Genomic DNA, 22,314 nt, shown 5'->3' with positions numbered 1-22,314 from the left:
AAAATATTCAAAAAAAAAAAATGGACTGTTTTTTTTCTTTTTGTGCTCTTAATTATTAGTTGTTTTATATAGGTTTAGATGTTTTGCTTTGCAATTTGATAATAATTTGACAATACTTCGACAAGCTCAGTATGACAAGCTTAGTCTGACACTTTGAATGTAGAGATTTTTGGATTTTGGATTTTGCACTTCGACTGCGCTCAGTGACCAACGGTTGCGCTTTTTATTAGAATGAGATACTGAAACTAGTTCAGCATGACAATCATACTATAAAAAAAAAAGAGGCTGCCTAAAAAGGCAACCTCTTTTTTACTTCTAGCTTTCGTCTTAAGACTTCAAGCATTAATACTTCGACTACGCTCAGCATAAGCGATTCTCACACTTTTTTACTAAAAAGTGGTTCTCTGCTTACTTTACTTCTTCAAAATCTACGTCTTCAACATCGTTACCAGAGTCTGCTGCTTGGCCTTGTGCGCCTGCACCTGCGTCTGTTGCACCAGCTGCTCCTTGTGTCTCTTGTTGTGCTTTGTACATTTCTTCGCTAGCAACTTTCCAAGCTTCGTTAATTTTTTCTAACGCTGGCTCGATTACTGCTAAGTCTTTTGTTTCGTAAGCTTTTTTAAGTTCTTCTAAAGCATCTTCGATTGGCTTTTTCTTATCGTCTGATAATTTATCACCAAATTCTTTTAATTGTTTTTCCGTTTGGAAAATCATAGAATCTGCTTCGTTTAACTTCTTAGCACTTTCTGCTGCTTTTTTATCTGCTTCTGCATTTGCTTCAGCGTCAGCTTTCATCTTTTGGATTTCGTCTTCAGTTAAACCAGAAGACGCTTCAATACGAATATCTTGCGTTTTATTTGTTGCTTTATCTGTTGCAGATACTTTAATAATACCGTTAGCATCAATATCAAAAGTTACCTCAATTTGTGGTACACCTCTTTGTGCTGGTGGAATACCATCTAAGTGGAAACGTCCAATCGTTTTATTATCTGCCGCCATAGCACGTTCTCCTTGTAATACATGGATTTCTACTGATGGCTGATTATCTGCTGCGGTAGAGAAAATCTGAGATTTTTTTGTTGGGATTGTTGTATTTGCTTCGATTAACTTAGTAAATACATTACCCATAGTCTCGATACCTAATGATAATGGTGTAACGTCTAATAATAATACGTCTTTTACATCTCCTGTTAATACACCACCTTGTATTGCTGCTCCTAAAGATACAACCTCGTCTGGGTTTACACCTTTACTTGGCGCTTTTCCAAAGAAACTTTCTACTGCTTTTTGTACTGCTGGAATACGTGTAGATCCACCAACTAAAATAATTTGGTCAATATCACTTTTACTTAATCCTGCAGATTTTAATGCAGACTCACATGGCTCTATCGTACGTTTTACTAAATCGTCTATTAATTGCTCAAATTTACTACGTGTTAATGTACGCACTAAGTGTTTTGGTCCGCTTGCTGTAGCTGTGATGTATGGTAAGTTGATTTCAGTTTGCTCAGAAGATGATAATTCTATCTTCGCTTTTTCTGAAGCTTCTTTTAAACGTTGTAAAGACATTGGATCTTTACGTAAGTCCATGTTTTCTTCAGCTTGAAACTCGTCTGCTAACCAGTTAATGATTTTTTCATCTACATCATCACCACCTAAATGTGTATCTCCGTCTGTAGATAATACTTCAAAAACACCATCTCCTAATTCTAAGATAGATACGTCATGTGTACCACCACCAAAGTCAAATACTACAATTTTTTGGTCGGTTCCTTTTTTGTCTAATCCATAAGCTAAAGCTGCTGCTGTAGGCTCGTTAATGATACGTCTAACTTTAAGACCTGCAATTTCTCCTGCTTCTTTTGTTGCTTGACGTTGGCTATCATTAAAGTAAGCTGGCACAGTAATTACTGCTTCACTTACGTCTTGTCCTAAGTAGTCTTCGGCTGTTTTTTTCATTTTTTGAAGTACCATTGCAGATAATTCTTGTGGTGTATATAAACGACCATCAATATCTACACGAGGTGTATCATTATCACCTTTTACTACTTTATATGGTACACGTTCTGCTTCGTTTTTAGACTCAGAATATTTGTTACCCATAAAACGTTTAATAGAATAAACTGTTTTTGTTGGGTTTGTTACTGCTTGACGTTTTGCTGGATCACCAACTTTTATCTCTCCGCCTTCAACAAAAGCGATAACAGAAGGTGTAGTACGCTTACCTTCTGCGTTAGGGATAACTACTGGTTCGTTACCTTCCATTACAGAAACGCAAGAGTTAGTTGTTCCTAAATCGATTCCAATAATCTTACTCATAATTTTATATAATTTATTTTTTTGTTGTGTTTTTAAAAACTTATTCGACCTCATTAAGTCAATTAATATGCCAAGACATTTTTACTGACACGATGTCATATTTAAATTTAAATAACCGATAAATACAGTATTATAAAACATAATTGTAACTTTATAAAAATTAAAATTTTAGTTATGAAAAAATTATTGTCCTTAGTTATTGTCGCTTTATTATTTGCTTGTGAAGGTCCGCAAGGTCCTCCTGGATTTGATGGTCAAGATGCAGATGTCATTCCTTCGTTCGAAACTAATCCAATTAATTTTAATCAAGATAATTTCTTTGAAGCACAAGTACTTTATCCTTTTCAAATGTTTGAAGACGATATGGTTTTAGTCTATATTTTATGGGAAAGTAGTAACGGGCAAGATATTTGGAGATTAATGCCACAAACAGTCACTTTTGATGATGATAGTTTTTTAACTTATAACTTCGATTTTACGCTATCTGACGTGTTCTTATTTTTAGATGGTAATACAAATTTTAATACGTTACCACCAGAGTACACACAAAATCAAATATTTAGAATTGTAGTAGTTCCAGCAATTGACTTTGGTAGAGTTGACTTTTCTAATTTAGATGCTATCATAAAAATGTATGATATAAAAGAGTTTAAAAAAATATAAACAGATTTGAATTAAAACAAAGCTGTTTTTTTATTCTTTTAACTTATACAAAATGTATATTTGCGAACAATTATAACGTTTTCGTAAATGGAATGTATCTCGGTTTTTGATATGCTTAAAATTGGCGTAGGCCCATCAAGTTCTCATACTTTGGGACCTTGGCGTGCTGCAGAACGCTGGATTTATGAACTTAAAGCAGATAACTTTTTTGACCGTATTATTAGTGTAAAAGTTGACCTTTACGGGTCACTATCCTTAACGGGAAAAGGTCACGCTACAGACTTAGCTGTTATGCTTGGTTTAAGTGGCGCAGATCCAGAGCGTATCCCAACAGACACTATTGATATTGTCATTGCTTCCATTACTAACACACACAAACTGGTTTTAAACAACGAGCTAGTATTACCATTTGACCCTAAAAAGGACATCGTGTTTAACCGCGAGTTTTTACCTTTTCATGCTAACGGAATTAAGTTTACCGCTTTCGCGGAAAATGAAACGCACGAGTCTACGTTCTATTCTATTGGTGGCGGATTTGTAGTAAAAGAAGAACGTACCGTACATGAAGAAAACGTGGAGCTTTTAAAAGAATTTCCTTATCCTGTTCATAAAGCATCAGAGTTATTAGACTTTTGTCATAAAGAAAATCTTAGTATTTCTGAAATTGTTTTAGAAAACGAAAGATCACTTCGTACTGACGAAGAAATAGATTTCGAATTAAATCGCATTTGGCAAACTATGCTAGAATGTATGTTTGTAGGTTGTCATACTGAAGGTAATCTTCCTGGCGGATTAAACGTTAGAAGACGTGCTTACGATACACACAAACGATTAAATATTGAAGTACCTTACACAACGCCACAAGAATGGTTAGAAAGTATCAGAGAAAGTGAAGTCAAGTTTAGACAAATCCTTAAATGGGTTAGCTGTTTTGCTTTAGCCGTAAATGAAGTTAATGCGTCTTTAGGTCGTGTGGTTACAGCTCCAACCAACGGAAGCGCAGGTGTTATTCCTGCTGTTTTGATGTATTATATGGTTATTGAAAATCATGATGGCGATTTTAGCGACATTAAGCGTTTTCTTTTAGTAGCAAGTGAAATTGGAAGCATCTTTAAAAAAGGCGCAACAATTAGTGCTGCTATGGGCGGATGCCAAGCTGAAATTGGCGTATCTTCTGCTATGGCTGCAGGTGCATTAACCGAGTTACTTGGTGGTACACCAGAACAAGTCATGATTGCTGCAGAAATTGCAATGGAACATCATTTAGGACTAACCTGTGATCCAATTGGTGGATTGGTACAAATACCTTGTATAGAACGTAATAGTATGGGAGCAATAAAAGCCATTAATGCTGCCGAATTAGCTTTAGATACAGATCCTAAAAATGTCAAAGTACCTTTAGATAAAGTGGTAGATACGATGTGGGAAACCGCTAAAGATATGCACACTAAATACAAAGAAACTAGTGAAGGTGGATTAGCTGTTAGAGTAAGTTTGTCAGATTGTTAGCTTCGACTACGCTCAGCTACCATTTTTTCGACTACGCATAGCTACCAACTGTTCTATAATGCTTGGTTACCGATTTGGACATATAATTTTACTAGTCTGGTCGAGCGCAGTCGAGACCTAAAAACAACCCTCGACTGCGCTCGCGCTCGAGGAGACATTAAGTTTAATTAATCTTCACAATCTTTTCGTCTGGTATCAACTAAAAAGAAGATTTTCCAAGCATTGTCAACTTTAATTAATTGAAATGAATTAACACCACAATGACTAAACTGGTCGTTAAACCAAAACTCATAAGGAGTCCAAGCGTTTGCCATATTTCCATCAATTTTAATATCAAAACTCAATAGCTTTTCTTCAAATTTTTGATTTTCAGGAATTGATAAAATTGAAGTTATAAATTTGTCATAATCTTCGGTGTGTAAAATAGTTTTTCCTTCTCGGTTAGTCGCTATCGTTTGCAACGTCACATCTTTATAAACCACTTGGTTTAATAAAGTAGAATCTTGTTTATGAAAACCTTCAAAAAACGTTTCGATTGTTTTTTGTACTTCAGCTTCACTTTGCGCAAAAGTTTCAACAGAAATTAATAGCAGAATAACGTAAAGAATTGATTTCATCTTAAAAATAATTTATCGTAAATATAAGGTTTTCAGTGAAAAGAAAAATTTAGCAATACGCCTTAATTTTAGTATTTTTACAATCTATCAAATTAAAGATTATGTCTACCGCAAAAAAAGAATATAAAAGAATTACAGTAAAAACATTAGTGGATATGAAAGCTAATGGCGAAAAAATATCCATGTTAACCGCATATGATTACACTATGGCAACTATTGTTGATGGTGCTGGTGTAGACGTTATTTTAGTTGGTGATTCTGCAAGTAATGTTATGGCTGGTCATGAAACCACTTTACCTATTACTCTTGATCAAATGATTTATCATGCGTCGTCTGTAATTCGCGCTGTAAAACGTGCATTAGTTGTAGTAGATTTACCCTTTGGAACCTATCAAAGTGATCCTAAAGAAGCATTAAGATCTGCTATTAGAATTATGAAAGAATCTGGTGGACATGCTGTAAAACTTGAAGGAGGAAAAGAGGTTAAAGAATCTATCAAACGTATCATAAATGCAGGTATACCTGTAATGGGACATTTAGGTTTGATTCCGCAATCCATTTATAAATTTGGAACTTATACTGTTAGGGCTAAAGAAGAAGTAGAAGCCGAAAAACTAAAAGAAGATGCTTTAATGCTTGAAAAAGCTGGCTGTTTTGGTATTGTTTTAGAAAAAATACCAGCTAAATTAGCTAAAGAAGTTGCAGAAAGTGTTTCTATTCCTGTTATTGGTATTGGAGCGGGTAATGGTGTAGATGGTCAAGTTTTAGTATTACATGATATGGTTGGGATGACACATGAGTTTAACCCAAGATTTTTACGTCGTTACATGAACCTTTTCGACGATATGACTAATGCAATATCTCAATATGTTGAAGATGTAAAGACAGTCGATTTTCCTAGCGATAAAGAGCAATATTAAGCAACGATTATTTAGATTATTAGATTATTGGATTAATTAGACTAGTATTTATGCATAGGTTTAAGGATTTAGAAATTTGGAAACGTAGTAGAGTTTTTTGCTCCACTATTTATCAAGTAACTTCTAATTTTCCTGAATCTGAAAAATTTGGACTAACAAATCAATTAAGGCGTGCTGCTGTATCAATTCCTTCTAATATAGCTGAAGGTTCTTCAAGAAAATCAAATAAAGATTTTGCTAGATTTTTACAAATAACATTAGGTTCTGCTTTTGAAATTGAAACTCAACTTCTAATAGCTTCTGATTTAAAGTTTATTTCAGATGAAGATTTAGAATCTTTATTAAACGAATTAAATTCAATAATAAAAATGACTTCAAAGTTTAATTCTTCTTTAAGTTAATCTAAAAATCTAATCATCTAGTGATCCAAAAATCGAAGCATCTATCCAATAAAAACAATCTTCAGGTCATTTACGAAGACAATCATATTATTGTCGTTAATAAACGTGCTGGAGATATTGTACAAGGCGATAAAACTGGTGATAAACCATTAAGTGATGTAGTTAAATCATATTTAAAAGATAAATATAATAAACCTGGAAATGTCTATTTAGGAACTGTACATCGATTAGACCGTCCTACTTCTGGATTGGTCATTTTTTCTAAAACTAGCAAAGCGCTACCTAGACTTAATAAAATGTTTGCAACTAAAGATATTACCAAAACCTATTGGGCTTTAGTTAAAAATAAACCTAAAAAAGATTCAGATAAACTTGTGCATTGGTTAAAAAAGAATCCTAAAAACAATAAATCTTACGCACATTCAACTGAAGTCAAAGACAGTAAAAAGGCTATTTTAAGCTATCAAATTATTAAAAAACTAGATAATTTCTATTTGCTAGAAGTCACTTTAGAAACAGGTAGACACCATCAAATTCGTACGCAACTAGCTAGTATTGGCTGCCCAATTAAAGGCGATTTAAAATATGGTTACGATAGAAGTAACAAAGATGCTAGTATAAGTCTACATGCCAGAAATATTAAATTTATTCATCCAGTTTCTAAAGAAGAATTAGATATCACAGCACCATTACCAAAAGATCCAGTTTGGGACGCCTGTCTTTAGTTTAATAATTCTTATTTTTATTAAAAAAGAAATAAGGCATGATTGAAGCTATTGTAAATTCTCAAAAAGAGTTTTTTAAAACTGGAAAAACTAAAAATATTGACTATAGAAAGCAATTGCTAAAACAACTTCAATCGGAGTTAATTAAACAAGAAAACAATATTACTAAAGCGCTTTATGACGATTTTAAAAAACCAGAATTTGAGTCTGTCATTTCAGAAACTGCAATCGTTTTACAAGATTTAAAGCGTACAATAAAACACATTGATAAATGGGCTAAACCAAAACGAGTATTCCCAAGTTTACTAAATTTTCCATCATCAGATTATTTGTATTCTGAACCTTACGGAACCGCTTTAATCATCGCACCTTGGAATTATCCTTATCAGCTTGCGTTAGCACCGCTAATCGGCGCAGTAGCTGCAGGAAACACTGTTGTACTTAAACCAAGTGAACTTACACCTAATACCTCAGCTCTACTTTCAAAAATTATAACAACTATTTTTCCTCCAAAATTTGTAACCGTAGTTGAAGGTGGCGTAGACACTTCAACACAACTTTTAAATCAAGTTTGGGATTATATTTTCTTTACTGGTAGCGTTGGTGTTGGTAAAATTGTAGCTAAAGCTGCAGCACCTAATTTAACGCCAATCACATTGGAATTAGGCGGTAAAAACCCATGTATTATTGATAAAACCGCAAATCTAAAACTTGCAGCCAAACGTATAGTTTGGGGGAAATTTATTAATGCAGGACAAACTTGTATTGCGCCAGATTACATATTAATCGATTCAACAATTAAAAAGAAATTTTATAAGGTTTTAGAAGATGAAATCATTTCAGCTTACTCTAAAAACCCACAACAATCAGCAGATTTTGCTCATATTATCAACGAAAAAAACTTTAATCGTCTAGCCGAAATGTTAGTTGATGAAAACTGTATTATTGGCGGAGAAACAAATATTGAGAATCTTTACATTTCGCCAACAATAATTGATGAACCAACATTAGATAGTAAAGTCATGGAAGATGAAATATTTGGTCCGATTTTGCCTGTTATTTCATTTAAAAATTTAGATGATATTGATTCGATAATCCGTAGATATTCAAAACCATTAAGTTTGTATGTGTTTAGTACAAATTCCGTGCAAGCAAAACAATTAATCAAGCAATATTCATTTGGTGGCGGATGTATAAATGATACAGTAATTCATTTTGCAAACCACAGATTACCTTTTGGAGGTGTTGGTAATAGTGGTATTGGTGCTTATCATGGCAAGTATACATTTGATACCTTTAGCCATAAAAAAGCTATTGTTAAAAAAGGAAATTGGTTAGATATTCCTTTACGCTATGCACCTTACAAAGGAAAATTAAAACAGCTAAAATCCTTACTAAAATGGCTCTAAATTGTCATGTTTGTAAGGATAAATCAACTCTAAAGTAACGCCTTCACCTGGTTGAGATATTAATTGATATTCCATATTAATTAACTCGGCACGACTTTGCATATTTAATAAACCTGCACCTTTATTAACTGTTGTCATATCAAAACCTACACCATCATCTTTTGCTGTAATTTTTAGATGATTTTCTTGATAATCTAAAATAACAGATAAGTTTTTAGCTTCAGAATATTTTACTGTATTTGAAAAGAATTCTTGTAAAATTCTAAAGATAATTATCTCATGTTTTTTGTTTTCAAATTCTTTGATTTCGCCTTTAACGTTAAGTTCTGCGCTAGCAAACTTCATCTTTTTAAGACGATCAAGCTCATTACTAATTGATTTTTCAAAACCTATATTTAAAATCACTTCATTATTAAGTGACCTTGACAACATACGGACTTCTTTTAGGCTTTCTTTTACTGTCTCTGATGCATCTTTAAAAGAATTAAGCGCATCATCATCACCTAGTTTAGTTTTTAAAATATTAAGTTGCATACTTGCAGCTGCAAGCAACTGTCCTACGTTATCGTGTAATTCCCAGCCAATATTTTTAAGAGTTTGTTCTTGTATTTCGGTTTGTGCATCTGATAGTTCTTTTTCAAATACTTGTTTTTGCTTAATTTTATCTATTAGTAATTTATTTTTTCTTTTCTGAAATACTATAAAAAATAAGATTACTAAAGAAGTGATTACTACTAATACACCAATCATATATATAAGCAAATAACGCTCTGACGCTGTAGAAGTAGCTGGTTGTTGTAATAAAAATATAAGATTAATCATTGATTTTTTCTGGTTTTGAAACAATTAGACCAATTGCAAATGTAGTATACATAAACAAGTTAGCTATTAAATATATTTGCCATTTTAAGAGTATGAAGTTCCAATCTTCTGCTCTAAAATAAATATCAAAAAATGAAACAGGAGTTACAATTATCCACCACATAAATATAGCGACAGCAACGTAAAAATATAAATCTTTATAAAAGGTGAGGATTTTATCATTGTTTATTATTTCTAAAAAATAACTTACCGTACTAATGATGATTAATACAGCTCCTAATATTTGAATAAAAATAAAAAATTGAAAGAATAGTTTATTAAAATTTAAAAATATGTAGACAATCGATACTATGATAAAAGTGTAAGAAGATATACTTACAATTTTTTTATATGTTTTTCTTTTTAAGACTTTGTAAAATAATCTTGAAAATAAAAAAATCGTTATAACATCAAAACATATAGTAAACCACCAATAATTATCTCTGAATACGGAATCATAAAGAGGTTTTAAAAAATTAACTTTTCCATAATAATTAGGATAACTACCAAAAAGTTCTAAAAATAATATAAAAAATAGGATATGAATAAAAAATATAGCTGTAGACTGTTTATACTTTTTATAAGTAAATACTCCAGCTAATACAGCTATAAATTCAATTACATATGTTATATAAACATTATTATTAAGAATAAAATTTTCCAAAATTATTTAGTTAGGATATCCTTGTCCTGGAGGAGTTCCTCCTGTACCTCTATCTAAAGCATTTGCTGTAGAAATATCTTTTGGTGGATTACCTCTTAGTCCTGCTTTAGTCGGTACCATAAAAATAGTTGTTAAACCACCATCATCAAATGATGTATCTACACCTAAATATAAACGTATGCCATTAGCTTCTAAAGAATCCTTAGCATAATTTATATAATACTCCATATCATCAATAGAATACCAAGAAGAACGATTATCCTCTCCTCCATAAGCTACAGAATCGTTTGCAGCTTTACGGTAAGATGTCCAATTATCATTCAGGTTTCTTGCCTCGCTAGCTGTAATGATACCTGTTGGAATTGTAGTTGGTGGTGGCGTTGTTAGTCCTGAAGAACAGAAAAAATAATAAGAAATTAATGCACCAATAATTAATCCTATTAAAAGGCTAAGTAAGTTTTTCATGTTGGTTAGTTTTTAAGTTAATAGCTATTTACTTGTTAAAAATAATAAAAAAAATTATTTTCTTACTTCTGCTTCAGAAACTATTATTCCAATACCTATTAAACTATACATGAATATAATTGCAAAAAAATTGACTACATATTTTAGGCTAATATAATCTGGATCTGAAAGATTAAAATATCTTTCAAAAAAAACTAAAGGTGTTGTTGTTATAGTAAATACAAAAGCAGCTACTGTTACATAAAAAGGTAAAGTTTTATAGAAAATAACTAGTTTTTCACTATTAATTAATTGCATAAAATAAGTTGAAACTAAAAATAAAATGACCACTAGATTTATAACTTCTGTATAAATCAAAAAATCATAATCTAATTTTCTTAAAAACAAAATGAACAATATAAGTTGTACTGATACAGTAGCAAAACATAGATATTTTATATAAAACTGTATTTTTTTTGACTCTGAAATTAAATAATAATAGAAACTAAAAAACACATTTGAGCCAATAAACCAAGCTATAAAATACCACCAATAATTTCTTAGAAAAGCAGTGCCGCTTAATAAATCTTTTAACCATTTTAAACTTTTCTCTTCTTGTAAAAGAGTTGGATAATGTGCTATAACTTCAATAACATTGACATAAATTAAAAAATAAATTAAATATTTAGCTGCTTTATCATACTTATACTTTTTGAAAAATATTATACCTGATAATGCTGCAAAAATCTCTGCAGATCTAAAACCAATCGCATAATATTCTTCTATAAAGGATATCAAATTTAATTAGCTTTTTTCTGGTTTAGACACTATTAAACCAATAGTATAAGTTAAATACATAAATAATATTGAAAACAAACTAATAAAATATTTTAAAGCAATATAATCTTGGTCTGAAGTATTAAAATATTTTTCAAAAAAAACAACTGGTGTCTTTATTAAAAAAAACATCATTGCTGATGTAGCTACATAAAAAGGCAGTGACTTATAAAAATTGGTTATTGCTTCACTATTAATTAATTCAATAAAATAAATTGAGGTTACAATAAGTACTAAAGCTAAGTTTAAGATTCTAATTTCTGTAATGTTTCCTGAATGAAAATTTTCAAACTTAAAGACATAAAAAAAGAATTGTATGCAAATTATAGAAACTGCTAAATATTTAACTAAAGTCTTTAACTTTCTTGATCTTAAAACTTTATAAAAATAAATTGAAAAAAATATAGATGAGCCTATTGCCCATACTAAAGAATACCACCAATAATTTTTTGAAAAAACAGTGCTTTTTAATGTATCGTAAATATCTAAATAATCTTTATTCTTGTATATTAACAAAGTGTAAGATCCTAATGTTTCAATCAAAACCACATAAAACAAGAAAAATATAAAAAATTTAGCCGTTTTATCTTGTTTATACTTTTTTAGAAGAATTAAGCCTGTCAAAGCCGCCATAACTTCTAAACTTTTTAAAAGTAGGATATAGTTTGATTTAATAAAAGAGATAAATGTATCCATTGATTATTGCGGATAACTTGCTGATGGCGGGTTTCCTTCTACTCCATCATCCATACCATCTGCACCTTCAATATCTATATTTTTACCGTCTTGTTCTTGTGTTGGAACCATAAAAATAGTTGTCATTCCTTTTAAGTCTTCTTTAGTAGTTTCTACACCTAAATAAAAACGAACGCCATTAACGTTATCGTTTTTTTCTTTTATATAGTCTAAAAAGTTTTGCATATCATCTAAAGAGTACCAAGATGATCTATTGTCTGGTTGTCCTGCAGCTGCTTCATTAGCTTTTGCTCTTAAGTTTGTCCAGTTGTCGTTTAATGTCTGTGCTTCTTGAGCAGAGATTATTCCTTGTGGTTTTTGCATTTGGTTAAAATTAGTTTGATTAATATTGCATTTACTTCATAAAAGTAGGAAAAATTTTGTTAATATTATAAATCGACTACCCCAACCAACCATCACGATCTAAACTTCTATATTGAATTGCTTCGCTTATATGATTACCCAAAACGGTTTCGCTTTGCTCTAAATCGGCAATAGTTCTGGCTACTTTTAAAATTCTGTCATAAGCTCTAGCCGAAAGATTTAATCGCTCCATCGCTGTTTTTAAAAGCTGAAGTGAAGCATCATCCAACTTACAATATTTACGTATTTGTTTGGTAGACATCTGCGCATTGTAATGTACATTCTCAAAATCTTTGAAACGTTTTGTCTGGATTTCTCTAGCTTTAGTTACTCGCTTTCTAATATCTACAGAACTTTCTGCTATTTGATCATCCGACAATTTTTCAAAAGGAACTGGCGTAACTTCAATATGAATATCTATCCTATCCAACAACGGACCAGAAATTTTGCTTAAATACCGTTGCATTTCAGCTGGACTAGAAGTTACTGGCGCATCTGGATCGTTAAAATAACCGCCAGGACTTGGATTCATACTTGCTACCAACATAAACGATGATGGATAAGTCACAGTAAATTTTGCTCGTGAAATGGTAACTTCTCTATCCTCCAAAGGTTGACGCATTACTTCTAAAACTTCTCTTTTAAATTCTGGCAACTCGTCTAAAAACAGCACACCATTATGGCTTAAAGAGATTTCTCCTGGTTGCGGATAACTTCCGCCACCAACCAATGCCACATTCGAAATCGTATGATGCGGACTTCTAAATGGTCTTTGCGACATTAATCCTGTGTCTTTTACACGACCAACGACACTGTGTATTTTTGTGGTTTCTAAAGCTTCATGCAAGGTCATTGGTGGCAAAATGCTAGGCAAACGCTTGGCTAACATAGTTTTTCCTGCGCCTGGTGGACCAATTAAAATAATGTTATGTCCTCCAGCTGCAGCAATTTCCATGCAACGTTTAATACTTTCTTGACCTTTAACGTCTGCAAAATCAAACTCGGGGAAGTCTAGATTTTTTTCAAATTCTTTTCTGGTATCAATTTTAACTTGTTGCAATGCTTCACCTTTATCAAAAAAGTTAATTACTTCTTTAATATTTTCTACACCAAAAACCTCTAAATCGTTTACTATTGCTGCTTCTTTTGCATTTTGCATAGGTAAAATAAACCCTTTGTAACCTTCTTCCCTAGCCTTAATTGCAATAGGCAACGCACCTTTTATAGGTTGTAAATTTCCGTCTAAAGACAACTCGCCCATAATTAAATAACGGTCTAAATCTTCGGCTTTAATTTGTTTAGATGCTGCTAAAATCCCGATAGCTAACGTCAAATCATAAGCAGAGCCTTCTTTACGTAAATCTGCTGGAGACATATTAATGATAATCTTCTTTCCAGGGATTTTATAACCGTTATTTTGTAACGCAGCTGCAATACGATAATTACTTTCTTTTATAGCATTGTCGGGCAATCCAACAAGATGATAACCTATACCGGTATCTACATTAACTTCTACGGTTACCGTTGTTGCTTCAACACCAAAAACGGCACTTCCAAATACTTTTTTAAGCATAAATGATTGGTTTAGAGTGTTAATATATAAATTTTGAATGAATTGTCATTTTTAATATAGTTTTAAATCGAGGTTATTAATAAATAATAAATTCTTTACTTTCGTTTTATTCAATTCAATGTAAATGAAAAACACTCAAAAAATTGGATTGGTTTTAGGACCTATCGTTTTTGTACTCTTACTATTATTTTTTAAACCTGAAGGTTTATCTACAGAAGGTCGTGCTGTATTAGCTGCAACAGCTTGGATTGCTATTTGGTGGATTACAGAAGCAATACCAATTGCGGTAACTGCGTTATTGCCAATTGCACTTTTCCCATTGTCTGGCGGACTTAATTTAAGTGATACTACAAGTGCTTTTGGACATAAATTTGTGTTTTTATATTTAGGCGGTTTTATAATCGCTATTGCTATTGAAAAATGGAATCTTCACAAACGTATTGCACTAAATATCATTAATATTATTGGGTTTAATTTAAAACGAATTATCCTTGGGTTTATGCTAGCTACCGCATTTTTATCCATGTGGATTAGCAATACCGCTACCTCGGTGATGATGCTTCCTATCGGTGTGGCTATCATTTTGCAACTAAAAGATAACCCAAACACACCAGAAGACGAAAATTTAACCTTTGGTAAAGCCCTAATGTTAGCGATTGCTTATAGCGCCTCTATTGGTGGTATTGCAACATTAATTGGTACACCGCCAAATTTAGTGTTGGCTGGAGTTGTTTCGGATATTTATAATTACGAAATCACCTTTTTACAATGGTTTATGTTTGGGTTTCCTATTTCAATTATATTATTATTTATCTGTTGGAAATACCTTACTGAAGTTGCTTTTAAATTTGAAAAGAAAGAATTTTCTGGAGGAAAAGCCGAAGTTAACCGTCAATTAAAAGCTTTAGGCAAAATTAGTTATGAAGAAAAACTGGTCGCTTTTATTTTTGGTTTAACTGCTTTTTTCTGGATTACACGTTCGTTTTTATTTAAAACTATTTTACCTGCGTTAGATGATACTATTATCGCTATTTCTTTTTCTATCGTATTGTTTTTGTTACCGTCTAAAAAACAAGGAACAAAATTGATTAGTTGGGATGATGCAGTGAAAATCCCGTGGGGAATTATTTTATTGTTTGGTGGTGGAATGGCTTTAGCAAAAGGTTTTGAAACTACAGGTTTAGCGAAATGGATTGGCGAACAAATGACCACTTTTGCAGGTGTAACAACCATCATTTTACTATTATTATTAATTGCTGCGGTTAATTTTTTAACCGAAATCACATCTAATTTAGCAACAACCGCAATGCTATTACCGGTGTTGGCTCCTATGGCTATTTCAATAGATATTCATCCATTTATATTAATGGTTGGAGCTGCTGTTGCGGCGTCTTGTGCTTTTATGCTACCTGTTGCAACGCCACCAAATGCTGTAGTTTTTGGATCTGGTTATTTACGTATTCCAGATATGGTAAAAAAAGGTTTTGTGTTGAATTTAGTATCAATCATTTTATTAACCTTGTTTGTTTACTTTATCCTTCCATTGCTTTGGAATATTACAATCGAAGGATTTCCTGACGCTTTTAAACATTAAAATGAATTAGAAATTTGATTTAAAAATGAAATCATTCTAGATTCAGTATAATAAATATTGTTTTTATAATGAAACCCAACGTGTCCACCATATTTTGGTAGTTCTAAAAATAGGTTTGGGTTGTTTTTGGCTTCTTCTATTGGATAACATTCTTTTGATAAAAACGAATCGTTTAGCGCATTAATTAATAACGTTGGTACTGAAATTTGGTTTAAAAACTGAAGACTGCTTGATTGCTCATAATAATCGTAAGCATCTTTAAAACCATGTGCTTTTGATGTATAATTATCGTCAAAATCTTTTAATGTCTTTACCGACTTTATTATGGAATTTGAAATTTTTTCAGGATATAAAACCTGTTTTTCTTTCAGTTTTTGCTTTAAATCTCTTAAAAATTTAATGGAATACATTTTATTTTCTAAAGCCATCAAACGTTGCAAAGATCCTTTTAAATAAACTGGTACCGAAACTGCTACTGCTGCCTTAATTTGCTTTGGTATATCTTCCGTTTCACCTAAATATTTTAAAATAACGTTTCCGCCTAAACTAAATCCGTTTAAGTAAATTGTATCGTAGTGATAATGCGTTGTAATGTGATTAATAACGTATGCTAAATCATCTGTTTTACCAGAATGATACGACTGAAAACTTTTGTTGACTTCGCCACTACAACCTCTAAAATTAACACAAACAGCATCCATATTATTTTGGTTAGCTATTTTAGCCGATCCAAGTACGTAATGCCTATTACCGTTACCTTCTAAACCGTGTAAAACAATTAGTAACTGATTCGTTTTTTTAGTTGAAAAACTCCAATCTAAATCTAAAAAATCTTGATCTGGTAAAACAATACGTTCTCGTTTTTGATTAACGCCTTTTACCCTACGCCATAATCCTGAATAAATCGTAGCAATATGACCATTACGGAATAGTAAATTGGGTTTGTATGTTGTGTTTAGGATTGGCAATAAAATAGTAATTACTACATATTATAAAAATCTTTTTGTAAATCTATAATCTGAATATTCAATGTATATAATTTTTCATGAATACTAATTGTATCATTTATTAAGCCCTCTAAAATTGTCTTTAAAAAAGGAAGTTTTTCTTCTATATCAACATCTTCATCAAAAACATTTAAAATTTTTAATAAAAGCTCATTTTTATTAATATTGTTTTCTTTTACTTCTTTTAAGCTCTCTATAAGCTTATCCATTTCAGATTTTTCCATTGATTAAATATTTTACGAATTATTAATCAAAACTATATCATTAAATCCACAAACTCAAACTTACTTCCATCAAACAAGCCTTTATCACTTAATTTTAAAGCTGGTATAACTAACAATGCCATAAATGATAACGTCATATAAGGCGCGTGTAAAGTGGCGCCTAAGTCTTTTGCCATTTGGTCTAATTTGGCATAGGCTTTACCAATAGTTTCGGCATTTTGATCACTCATAATTCCTGCAACTGGTAATGGTACAACCTCTTGTTTTGTATTAGAGACTGCACAAATTCCACCTTTATTTTCAATGATTAAGTTTACTGCTTTACAAATCGCTTCATCATCTACGCCAATAGCAATAATATTATGAGAATCGTGACCAACAGAACTTGCGATTGCGCCTTCTTTTAATCCAAAATTTTTAATAAATGCTATTGCAGGCGTGTCATTTTTATAACGGTTAACAACCGTCATTTTTAAAATATCTGTTTTAGTATTAGAAACTAAATTTCCATTTTCTATTGTAGCTTCTGCCAAGATTTGGTTAGTCACTAACTCGCCATCCAAAGCTTCAATTACTCTAATATTTTTTGCTTGACTTTCAACTTTAAAATCAGAAACCTGCTTCGTCTCTGTGTTGAAATTATTAAGATTTTCAAAATTAATATGAGGCATTAAAGATGTACCGTTATCAAAAACTAATTCGCCATTAATATAAGTTTGTAATGTTTTAAATGCTTTTAAATCTTCAACTACAATAAAATCTGCAGTGTCACCTTCATTTAATAATCCAACGTCTAAATTATAATGCTTTACAGGATTTATGCATGCTGCTTGCAACACGTTAAAGACATTGTTACCTTTTGCTACTGCTCTAGCGCATAATTTATTTATATGGTGCAACAATAAATCGTCTGGATGTTTATCGTCACTACAAAACATGATGTTTTGATAATGCTTTGGAAGTAAATCTATAAGCGCTTCGAAGTTTTTGGCGGCGCTACCTTCACGAATAAGGACTTTCATTCCTTTTTGCAATTTTTCTAAGCCTTCTTCGTAGGTAAAACACTCGTGATCGGTTGTTATTCCTGCATTAATGTATTTGGTTAAATCTTCACCACGTAAACCTGGCGCATGACCATCAATAGGTTTGTTATAATGTTTTGCCCATTCTATCTTTTTTAAAACTTCAGAATCATCAAATAAAACGCCAGGATAATTCATCATTTCGGCTAAATATTTAATGTCTGGATTTGCCATTAAGGTTTTTATATCATCAGAATTTATAACAGCTCCAGCCGATTCAAAAGTGGTTGCAGGCACACAACTTGGTGCTCCAAAATTGAATTTAAATGGTGTTTGCTTACCGTTTTCAATCATAAACTCGACACCTTTTACGCCTAACACATTGGCGATTTCATGCGGATCACTAACAGTTGCAACCGTACCATGTTTTACGGCTATTTTAGCAAACTCGCTAGGTACTAACATGGAGCTTTCTATATGAATATGTGCATCTACAAAACCAGGTAAAATGTAGTGTTTTACATTATGTGCTTCTTTTTTAATAGCTTTAATTTTTCCGTTTTCTACTAAAATACTTCCGCTAAAAATTGTTCTATTTTGTATGTCTACTATTTGACCTTGTATTGTTTTCATTCTTATTTATTTATGTCACAAAATTAAACTAAAAAAAATCCTGCATTTGCAGGATTAGTTTTTTATTTCTTGAAGTTTTCAACGCCTTTTTGGAGCCATTCAAAATACTCGTCTGCGTTTGGTGTGTAGGCAGTTGTGTGATTTAACAATTCCATATTATGATTTAACAACACATAAAATGGTTGTGAGTTATTTTGAAAGTTTAGCGTTTGTAAGGTCGCCCATTTATCGCCTATCGTTCTAATATTTTTTAAATTTCCGTTAGGTTTTACGTATTTAAATTGCTCTTCTTTTGGCAGTTCTTTACGATCATCTACGTATAATGAAATAATAATATACTCTTCTTTAAGTATTTTATAGATTTTACTCTGACTCCATACTTGTTCTTCCATTTTACGACAATTTACACAAGCCCAACCTGTAAAGTCTAACATAATTGGTTTGTTTGCAGCTTTTGCTGCAGCAATACCTTTGTCTAAATCTTTATAACAATCTAAACCTAAAGGACATTCTGAATCTTTTTCATAAATACTATAAGATATTGGTGGCGGAAAACCACTTAACGCTGTTAAGTCCCATGTTGGATTTTTTAGTATTCCTGGTGCTATATAAATAACAAATGAGATGACTAAAACAGCTGTACTAACCCTTAAAAAACTTAGCTTTTTTAATGGGCTATCATGCGGAAATTTGATTTTTCCTATTAAATAAAGGAACAACCCAATACCTAAAATTATCCATATTCCTAAGAAAATTTCACGTTTTAAAAGTCCCCAATGTGACACTAAATCTGCATTTGATAAAAATTTAAACGCCATAGCTAGTTCTAAAAATCCTAAAACTACTTTAACGCTATTTAACCAACCACCCGATTTTGGCAATGCATTTAACCATTTTGGAAACATTGCAAATAAGGTAAACGGTAATGCTAATGCTAAACCAAAACCTGTCATACCAGCAGTTAATTGCATTGCGCCACCATCACTTGTTAATGATCCTGCTAATAATGAACCTAAAATTGGTCCCGTACAAGAAAACGAAACAATTGCTAAGGTTAACGCCATAAAGAATATACCAATAAAACCACCAATGCTTGAGGATTTTTCGTCCATTTTATTTCCCCAAGACGCTGGTAATGTGATTTCGTAAAAACCAAAAAATGAAAATGCGAAAAAGCCTAAGATTAAAAAGAAGATAATATTAAGCCATACATTGGTTGAAATAGTATTTAAAATTTCTGGATCTAAAGAGTCTAAAAAGTGAAATGGTAAACTTAAAAGCACATAAATTAAAAGAATGAAAAACCCATATAATATTGCATTTGCAATACCTTTTTGACTGTTTTCTGCGCTTTTTGTGAAGAATGAAACCGTTAAGGGAATCATCGGGAACACACAAGGTGTTAATAATGCTATTAAACCGCCAATAAAACCAAGAATGAAAATACCAAAGTTGGTTTTTTCTTTAACTTCTTCTTGTTTATAATTTTCCCAACCTGTAATATTTAGATTTAATTGTCTTGATTTTTCTAAGCTTTCAGCATCAATTTTAGTGGTTTCTATTAAAGCTTCTGTTCCGTCTAAATTATTAACAAATTCAAATGTTGTTGGAGCTAAGCATTTTTCGTCATCACAAGCTTGAAAAAATACTTCAGCTTCAATTTTATTTAAAGCAGGATTTAGAACTTTAATTTTTTGAGTGAAAACCGCCTTATTTTCAAAATAAGTCACGTCCATCTTAAAAGCATTTTCATATTTAGTTACGCTTTTAGATTCTTTAACTTTTCCTACTAATTCGTAATCTTTATTAATATCATTAAAAGTGAATTCTGTAGCAATTGGCCCATCTAAGTTTGTGTTTTTTTGAGAATAAATGTGCCATTTTTCGTCTAAATCTGCGGTATAAATTAGTTGATACTCTGTATCACTTAATTTTTCAATTTCTGAACTCCATTTTACGGGTTCAAAAACTTGAGATTGACCTTCTTTTAAAGGAAAAGTAACGATTTCACTTTCAAAAATACATCTAGCATCATCACATGCTTGAAAGCTAATTTCGGCTTCAATTTGTGTTACATTTGGGTTTTTAAGTTTTATTTTTTGAGTAAATGTTGCTTCATTATCAAAGTAAGTCAAATCCATTTGAAATACTTTATCAAACTTAGTAATACTCTTACTTTCGGTAGCTTTACCAACTAGTTCAAAGTCGCTAGTTAAAGCATCTTCGTTATAGATAAACTCGGTCGGAATTGCACCACCTTCTGGTAAAGTTTGAGAATATAAATGCCAATGATTTTCTATATCTGCTTTATAAATTAGATTGTATTCTGTGTCACTAATTTTTTCGACTTCTGCCGACCATTTTACAGGTTCTATTTGAGAAAAAACGGTTTGTATTGAAAAAAGTACAATTACAAAAGCTATTAATTGCTTCATTTTTGATATTTAATTTTTAAAATGTCTTGGGTTTGTTTAGTTATTTTAAACCTATTGTCTGCTCTGTGATTAATCACCCAAACCACTTGATGATCACTACACAAAAGCAAGGTATTTTGTTTATCTATCAAAGATAATTTTTCGTCTTTAAAAAACTTACTTAGTTTCTTTTTTCCTTGCATTCCTAATGGGTAAAAATAGTCGCCTTTTTCCCAATGTCTTACAGTTAAAGGATACTTTAACGTTTTTTTATCAATATAAATGGTGGATTTATCTGTTTTACCTATTTCTTCGACTGACTCTATACATAAAATTCCGTTTGGTAATTTTATTTCGTTTTGATCTTCAAGAATGGTAACTGTTTCATTGTTTTCTTTTGAAGACAATTCACTTAAAATCAAATAATCTCTATCTTTTAATAGCTGATGCGTTTTAGAAAACACCAACTTTCCGCTTTGTGCAGTTAGTAAATTTTTAATGTCTTTCCATTGTGTAAAACCATAATCTTTAAAGACTTCAAATAGATAAGCTTTTGGATTATTTAATGCTTCAAATTCTGAAATTTTATATGAAATTTGGCTGTCATCAATAGATACAATCGCTTTATTTAAAAAGGAATCTACAGCATCTTCAACGATAGTTGAACTATCATTTAAATGCGCCAATGTGTTTTGAAAGTTTGTTAAAACATCTGGATTTATGTCTTTTAAAACAGGAATTATATCATGACGCAACTTATTACGCAAGTATTTTGTAGAAGCATTGCTGCTATCTTCTCGCCATTTTAAATGGTGTTTTTTTGCATAATCTTCAATGTCTTCTCTTGAAAAAGACAACAACGGTCTAACGATAGTTTCATTAACTTCAGGAATACCTTTTAGACCTTCTAAACCTGTACCACGTGATAAGTTGATTAGAAACGTTTCTAAATTATCATCTGCGTGATGCGCAGTTAAAATGTAATCGAATTCTAATTGTTCTGATAGTTCAAAAAACCAATCGTAACGTAGTTGTCTTGCGGCTAATTGTATGGATAGTTTTTCGTTTTTTGCAAAACTTTCGGTATCAAAATTTTGGATAAATACTTCAACATCTAAATCTTCTGCAAGCTCTAAAACAAAACTCTCATCAGCGTCACTTTCATTTCCTCTTAAATTGAAATTACAATGCGCTAAAGCAAAATCTAGATTCGCTTCTTTACACAAATGCGTTAAAACCACCGAATCTACGCCGCCAGAAATAGCAACCAACAGCTTACTTTCTTTTAAAAAAGGAAGTTGTTGTTTTATGTGATTTTTAAACGCTTTTAGCATACTGTAAAAGTACTTTTTTAATTTTTATTTTGTCTTTAAACTATCT

Annotated in this window: 21 protein-coding genes; 7 read left to right on the top strand and 14 right to left on the bottom strand. The window is 31.6% G+C overall.

What is annotated here, in order from left to right; all coding sequences use genetic code 11:
- Positions 1-408: 408 nt before the first annotated feature.
- Positions 409-2,319: a molecular chaperone DnaK gene (gene dnaK, locus WA327_RS09870; RefSeq protein ID WP_336069229.1), complete on the bottom strand. Its 1,911-nt coding sequence runs from the start codon at positions 2,317-2,319 to the stop codon at positions 409-411.
- A gap of 174 nt (positions 2,320-2,493) precedes the next feature.
- On the opposite strand from dnaK, the gene WA327_RS09865 reads away from it, so the two are divergent.
- Positions 2,494-2,982 carry a hypothetical protein gene (locus tag WA327_RS09865; protein WP_336069227.1) on the top strand — a complete coding sequence of 163 codons (489 nt, stop codon included), beginning with the start codon at positions 2,494-2,496 and terminating at the stop codon, positions 2,980-2,982.
- An 87-nt stretch (positions 2,983-3,069) separates the two neighbouring features.
- A complete protein-coding gene (locus tag WA327_RS09860) occupies positions 3,070-4,491 on the top strand; it encodes an L-serine ammonia-lyase (protein WP_336069225.1) in 1,422 nt (473 codons plus the stop codon).
- A 167-nt stretch (positions 4,492-4,658) separates the two neighbouring features.
- Here the strand turns inward: WA327_RS09860 and WA327_RS09855 are convergent, their stop codons facing one another.
- Positions 4,659-5,108 carry a nuclear transport factor 2 family protein gene (locus tag WA327_RS09855; protein WP_336069223.1) on the bottom strand — a complete coding sequence of 150 codons (450 nt, stop codon included), beginning with the start codon at positions 5,106-5,108 and terminating at the stop codon, positions 4,659-4,661.
- 101 nt (positions 5,109-5,209) lie between these two features.
- Between WA327_RS09855 and panB the strand changes: the two genes are divergently transcribed.
- The 4 genes from panB to WA327_RS09835 are packed head-to-tail and all read left to right on the top strand — an operon-like array spanning position 5,210 to position 8,563.
- Complete coding sequence (gene panB / locus WA327_RS09850) at positions 5,210-6,028, top strand: 3-methyl-2-oxobutanoate hydroxymethyltransferase (protein WP_336069221.1); 819 nt, start codon at positions 5,210-5,212, stop codon at positions 6,026-6,028.
- Positions 6,029-6,078: 50 nt separating this feature from the next.
- The gene (locus tag WA327_RS09845) at positions 6,079-6,429 is read left to right on the top strand and encodes a four helix bundle protein (protein ID WP_336069219.1); all 351 of its coding nucleotides are present in this window, start codon (positions 6,079-6,081) and stop codon (positions 6,427-6,429) included.
- 20 nt (positions 6,430-6,449) lie between these two features.
- Positions 6,450-7,154 carry an RluA family pseudouridine synthase gene (locus WA327_RS09840; RefSeq protein ID WP_336069216.1) on the top strand — a complete coding sequence of 235 codons (705 nt, stop codon included), beginning with the start codon at positions 6,450-6,452 and terminating at the stop codon, positions 7,152-7,154.
- A gap of 38 nt (positions 7,155-7,192) precedes the next feature.
- Positions 7,193-8,563 (top strand): aldehyde dehydrogenase, encoded by a 1,371-nt coding sequence (locus tag WA327_RS09835; RefSeq protein WP_336069213.1) that lies wholly within the window; start codon positions 7,193-7,195, stop codon positions 8,561-8,563.
- Here the strand turns inward: WA327_RS09835 and WA327_RS09830 are convergent.
- From WA327_RS09830 to WA327_RS09800, 7 genes are all read right to left on the bottom strand, one after another.
- The gene (locus tag WA327_RS09830) at positions 8,549-9,385 is read right to left on the bottom strand and encodes a histidine kinase (RefSeq protein WP_336069211.1); all 837 of its coding nucleotides are present in this window, start codon (positions 9,383-9,385) and stop codon (positions 8,549-8,551) included. The genes WA327_RS09835 and WA327_RS09830 overlap by 15 nt on opposite strands.
- The gene (locus WA327_RS09825; protein WP_336069209.1) at positions 9,378-10,088 is read right to left on the bottom strand and encodes a hypothetical protein; all 711 of its coding nucleotides are present in this window, start codon (positions 10,086-10,088) and stop codon (positions 9,378-9,380) included. Before WA327_RS09825 ends, WA327_RS09830 begins: the two co-directional genes overlap by 8 nt.
- Positions 10,089-10,094: 6 nt before the next feature.
- Positions 10,095-10,553, bottom strand: coding sequence for a hypothetical protein (locus WA327_RS09820; RefSeq protein ID WP_336069206.1), 459 nt, complete (start codon positions 10,551-10,553; stop codon positions 10,095-10,097).
- 54 nt (positions 10,554-10,607) lie between these two features.
- Complete coding sequence (locus tag WA327_RS09815) at positions 10,608-11,330, bottom strand: hypothetical protein (protein WP_336069204.1); 723 nt, start codon at positions 11,328-11,330, stop codon at positions 10,608-10,610.
- A 6-nt stretch (positions 11,331-11,336) separates the two neighbouring features.
- Positions 11,337-12,065 (bottom strand): hypothetical protein, encoded by a 729-nt coding sequence (locus tag WA327_RS09810; protein WP_336069202.1) that lies wholly within the window; start codon positions 12,063-12,065, stop codon positions 11,337-11,339.
- Positions 12,066-12,068: 3 nt separating this feature from the next.
- Positions 12,069-12,428 carry a hypothetical protein gene (locus tag WA327_RS09805; RefSeq protein ID WP_336069200.1) on the bottom strand — a complete coding sequence of 120 codons (360 nt, stop codon included), beginning with the start codon at positions 12,426-12,428 and terminating at the stop codon, positions 12,069-12,071.
- A gap of 76 nt (positions 12,429-12,504) precedes the next feature.
- Positions 12,505-14,040, bottom strand: a complete 1,536-nt coding sequence (locus WA327_RS09800; protein ID WP_027878832.1) for a YifB family Mg chelatase-like AAA ATPase — start codon at positions 14,038-14,040, stop codon at positions 12,505-12,507.
- A 124-nt stretch (positions 14,041-14,164) separates the two neighbouring features.
- On the opposite strand from WA327_RS09800, the gene WA327_RS09795 reads away from it, so the two are divergent.
- Positions 14,165-15,634: a DASS family sodium-coupled anion symporter gene (locus tag WA327_RS09795; RefSeq protein WP_336069197.1), complete on the top strand. Its 1,470-nt coding sequence runs from the start codon at positions 14,165-14,167 to the stop codon at positions 15,632-15,634.
- Here WA327_RS09795 and WA327_RS09790 read toward each other — a convergent pair.
- From WA327_RS09790 to tilS, 5 genes are all read right to left on the bottom strand, one after another.
- On the bottom strand, positions 15,631-16,602 hold the full coding sequence (locus tag WA327_RS09790; protein WP_336069196.1) for an alpha/beta fold hydrolase: 972 nt from the start codon (positions 16,600-16,602) through the stop codon (positions 15,631-15,633). The two genes, WA327_RS09795 and WA327_RS09790, sit on opposite strands and share 4 nt — an antisense overlap.
- A 14-nt stretch (positions 16,603-16,616) precedes the next feature.
- On the bottom strand, positions 16,617-16,865 hold the full coding sequence (locus WA327_RS09785; RefSeq protein WP_336069193.1) for a hypothetical protein: 249 nt from the start codon (positions 16,863-16,865) through the stop codon (positions 16,617-16,619).
- Between the two features lie 32 nt (positions 16,866-16,897).
- Positions 16,898-18,520: an adenine deaminase gene (gene ade / locus WA327_RS09780; RefSeq protein ID WP_336069192.1), complete on the bottom strand. Its 1,623-nt coding sequence runs from the start codon at positions 18,518-18,520 to the stop codon at positions 16,898-16,900.
- A gap of 62 nt (positions 18,521-18,582) precedes the next feature.
- On the bottom strand, positions 18,583-20,955 hold the full coding sequence (locus WA327_RS09775; protein ID WP_336069190.1) for a protein-disulfide reductase DsbD domain-containing protein: 2,373 nt from the start codon (positions 20,953-20,955) through the stop codon (positions 18,583-18,585).
- A complete protein-coding gene (gene tilS / locus WA327_RS09770; RefSeq protein WP_336069188.1) occupies positions 20,952-22,268 on the bottom strand; it encodes a tRNA lysidine(34) synthetase TilS in 1,317 nt (438 codons plus the stop codon). The genes WA327_RS09775 and tilS overlap by 4 nt, the downstream gene beginning before the upstream one ends.
- Between the last annotated feature and the right edge of the window lie 46 nt (positions 22,269-22,314).

Origin of the sequence: Mesoflavibacter sp. CH_XMU1404-2 (genome assembly GCF_037029465.1) — a bacterium.
In the GTDB taxonomy this organism is placed as follows: Bacteria; Bacteroidota; Bacteroidia; order Flavobacteriales; family Flavobacteriaceae; genus Mesoflavibacter.
Note: the sequence above shows the minus strand (reverse complement) of the source record. Positions and strands in the feature narration are given on the sequence as shown.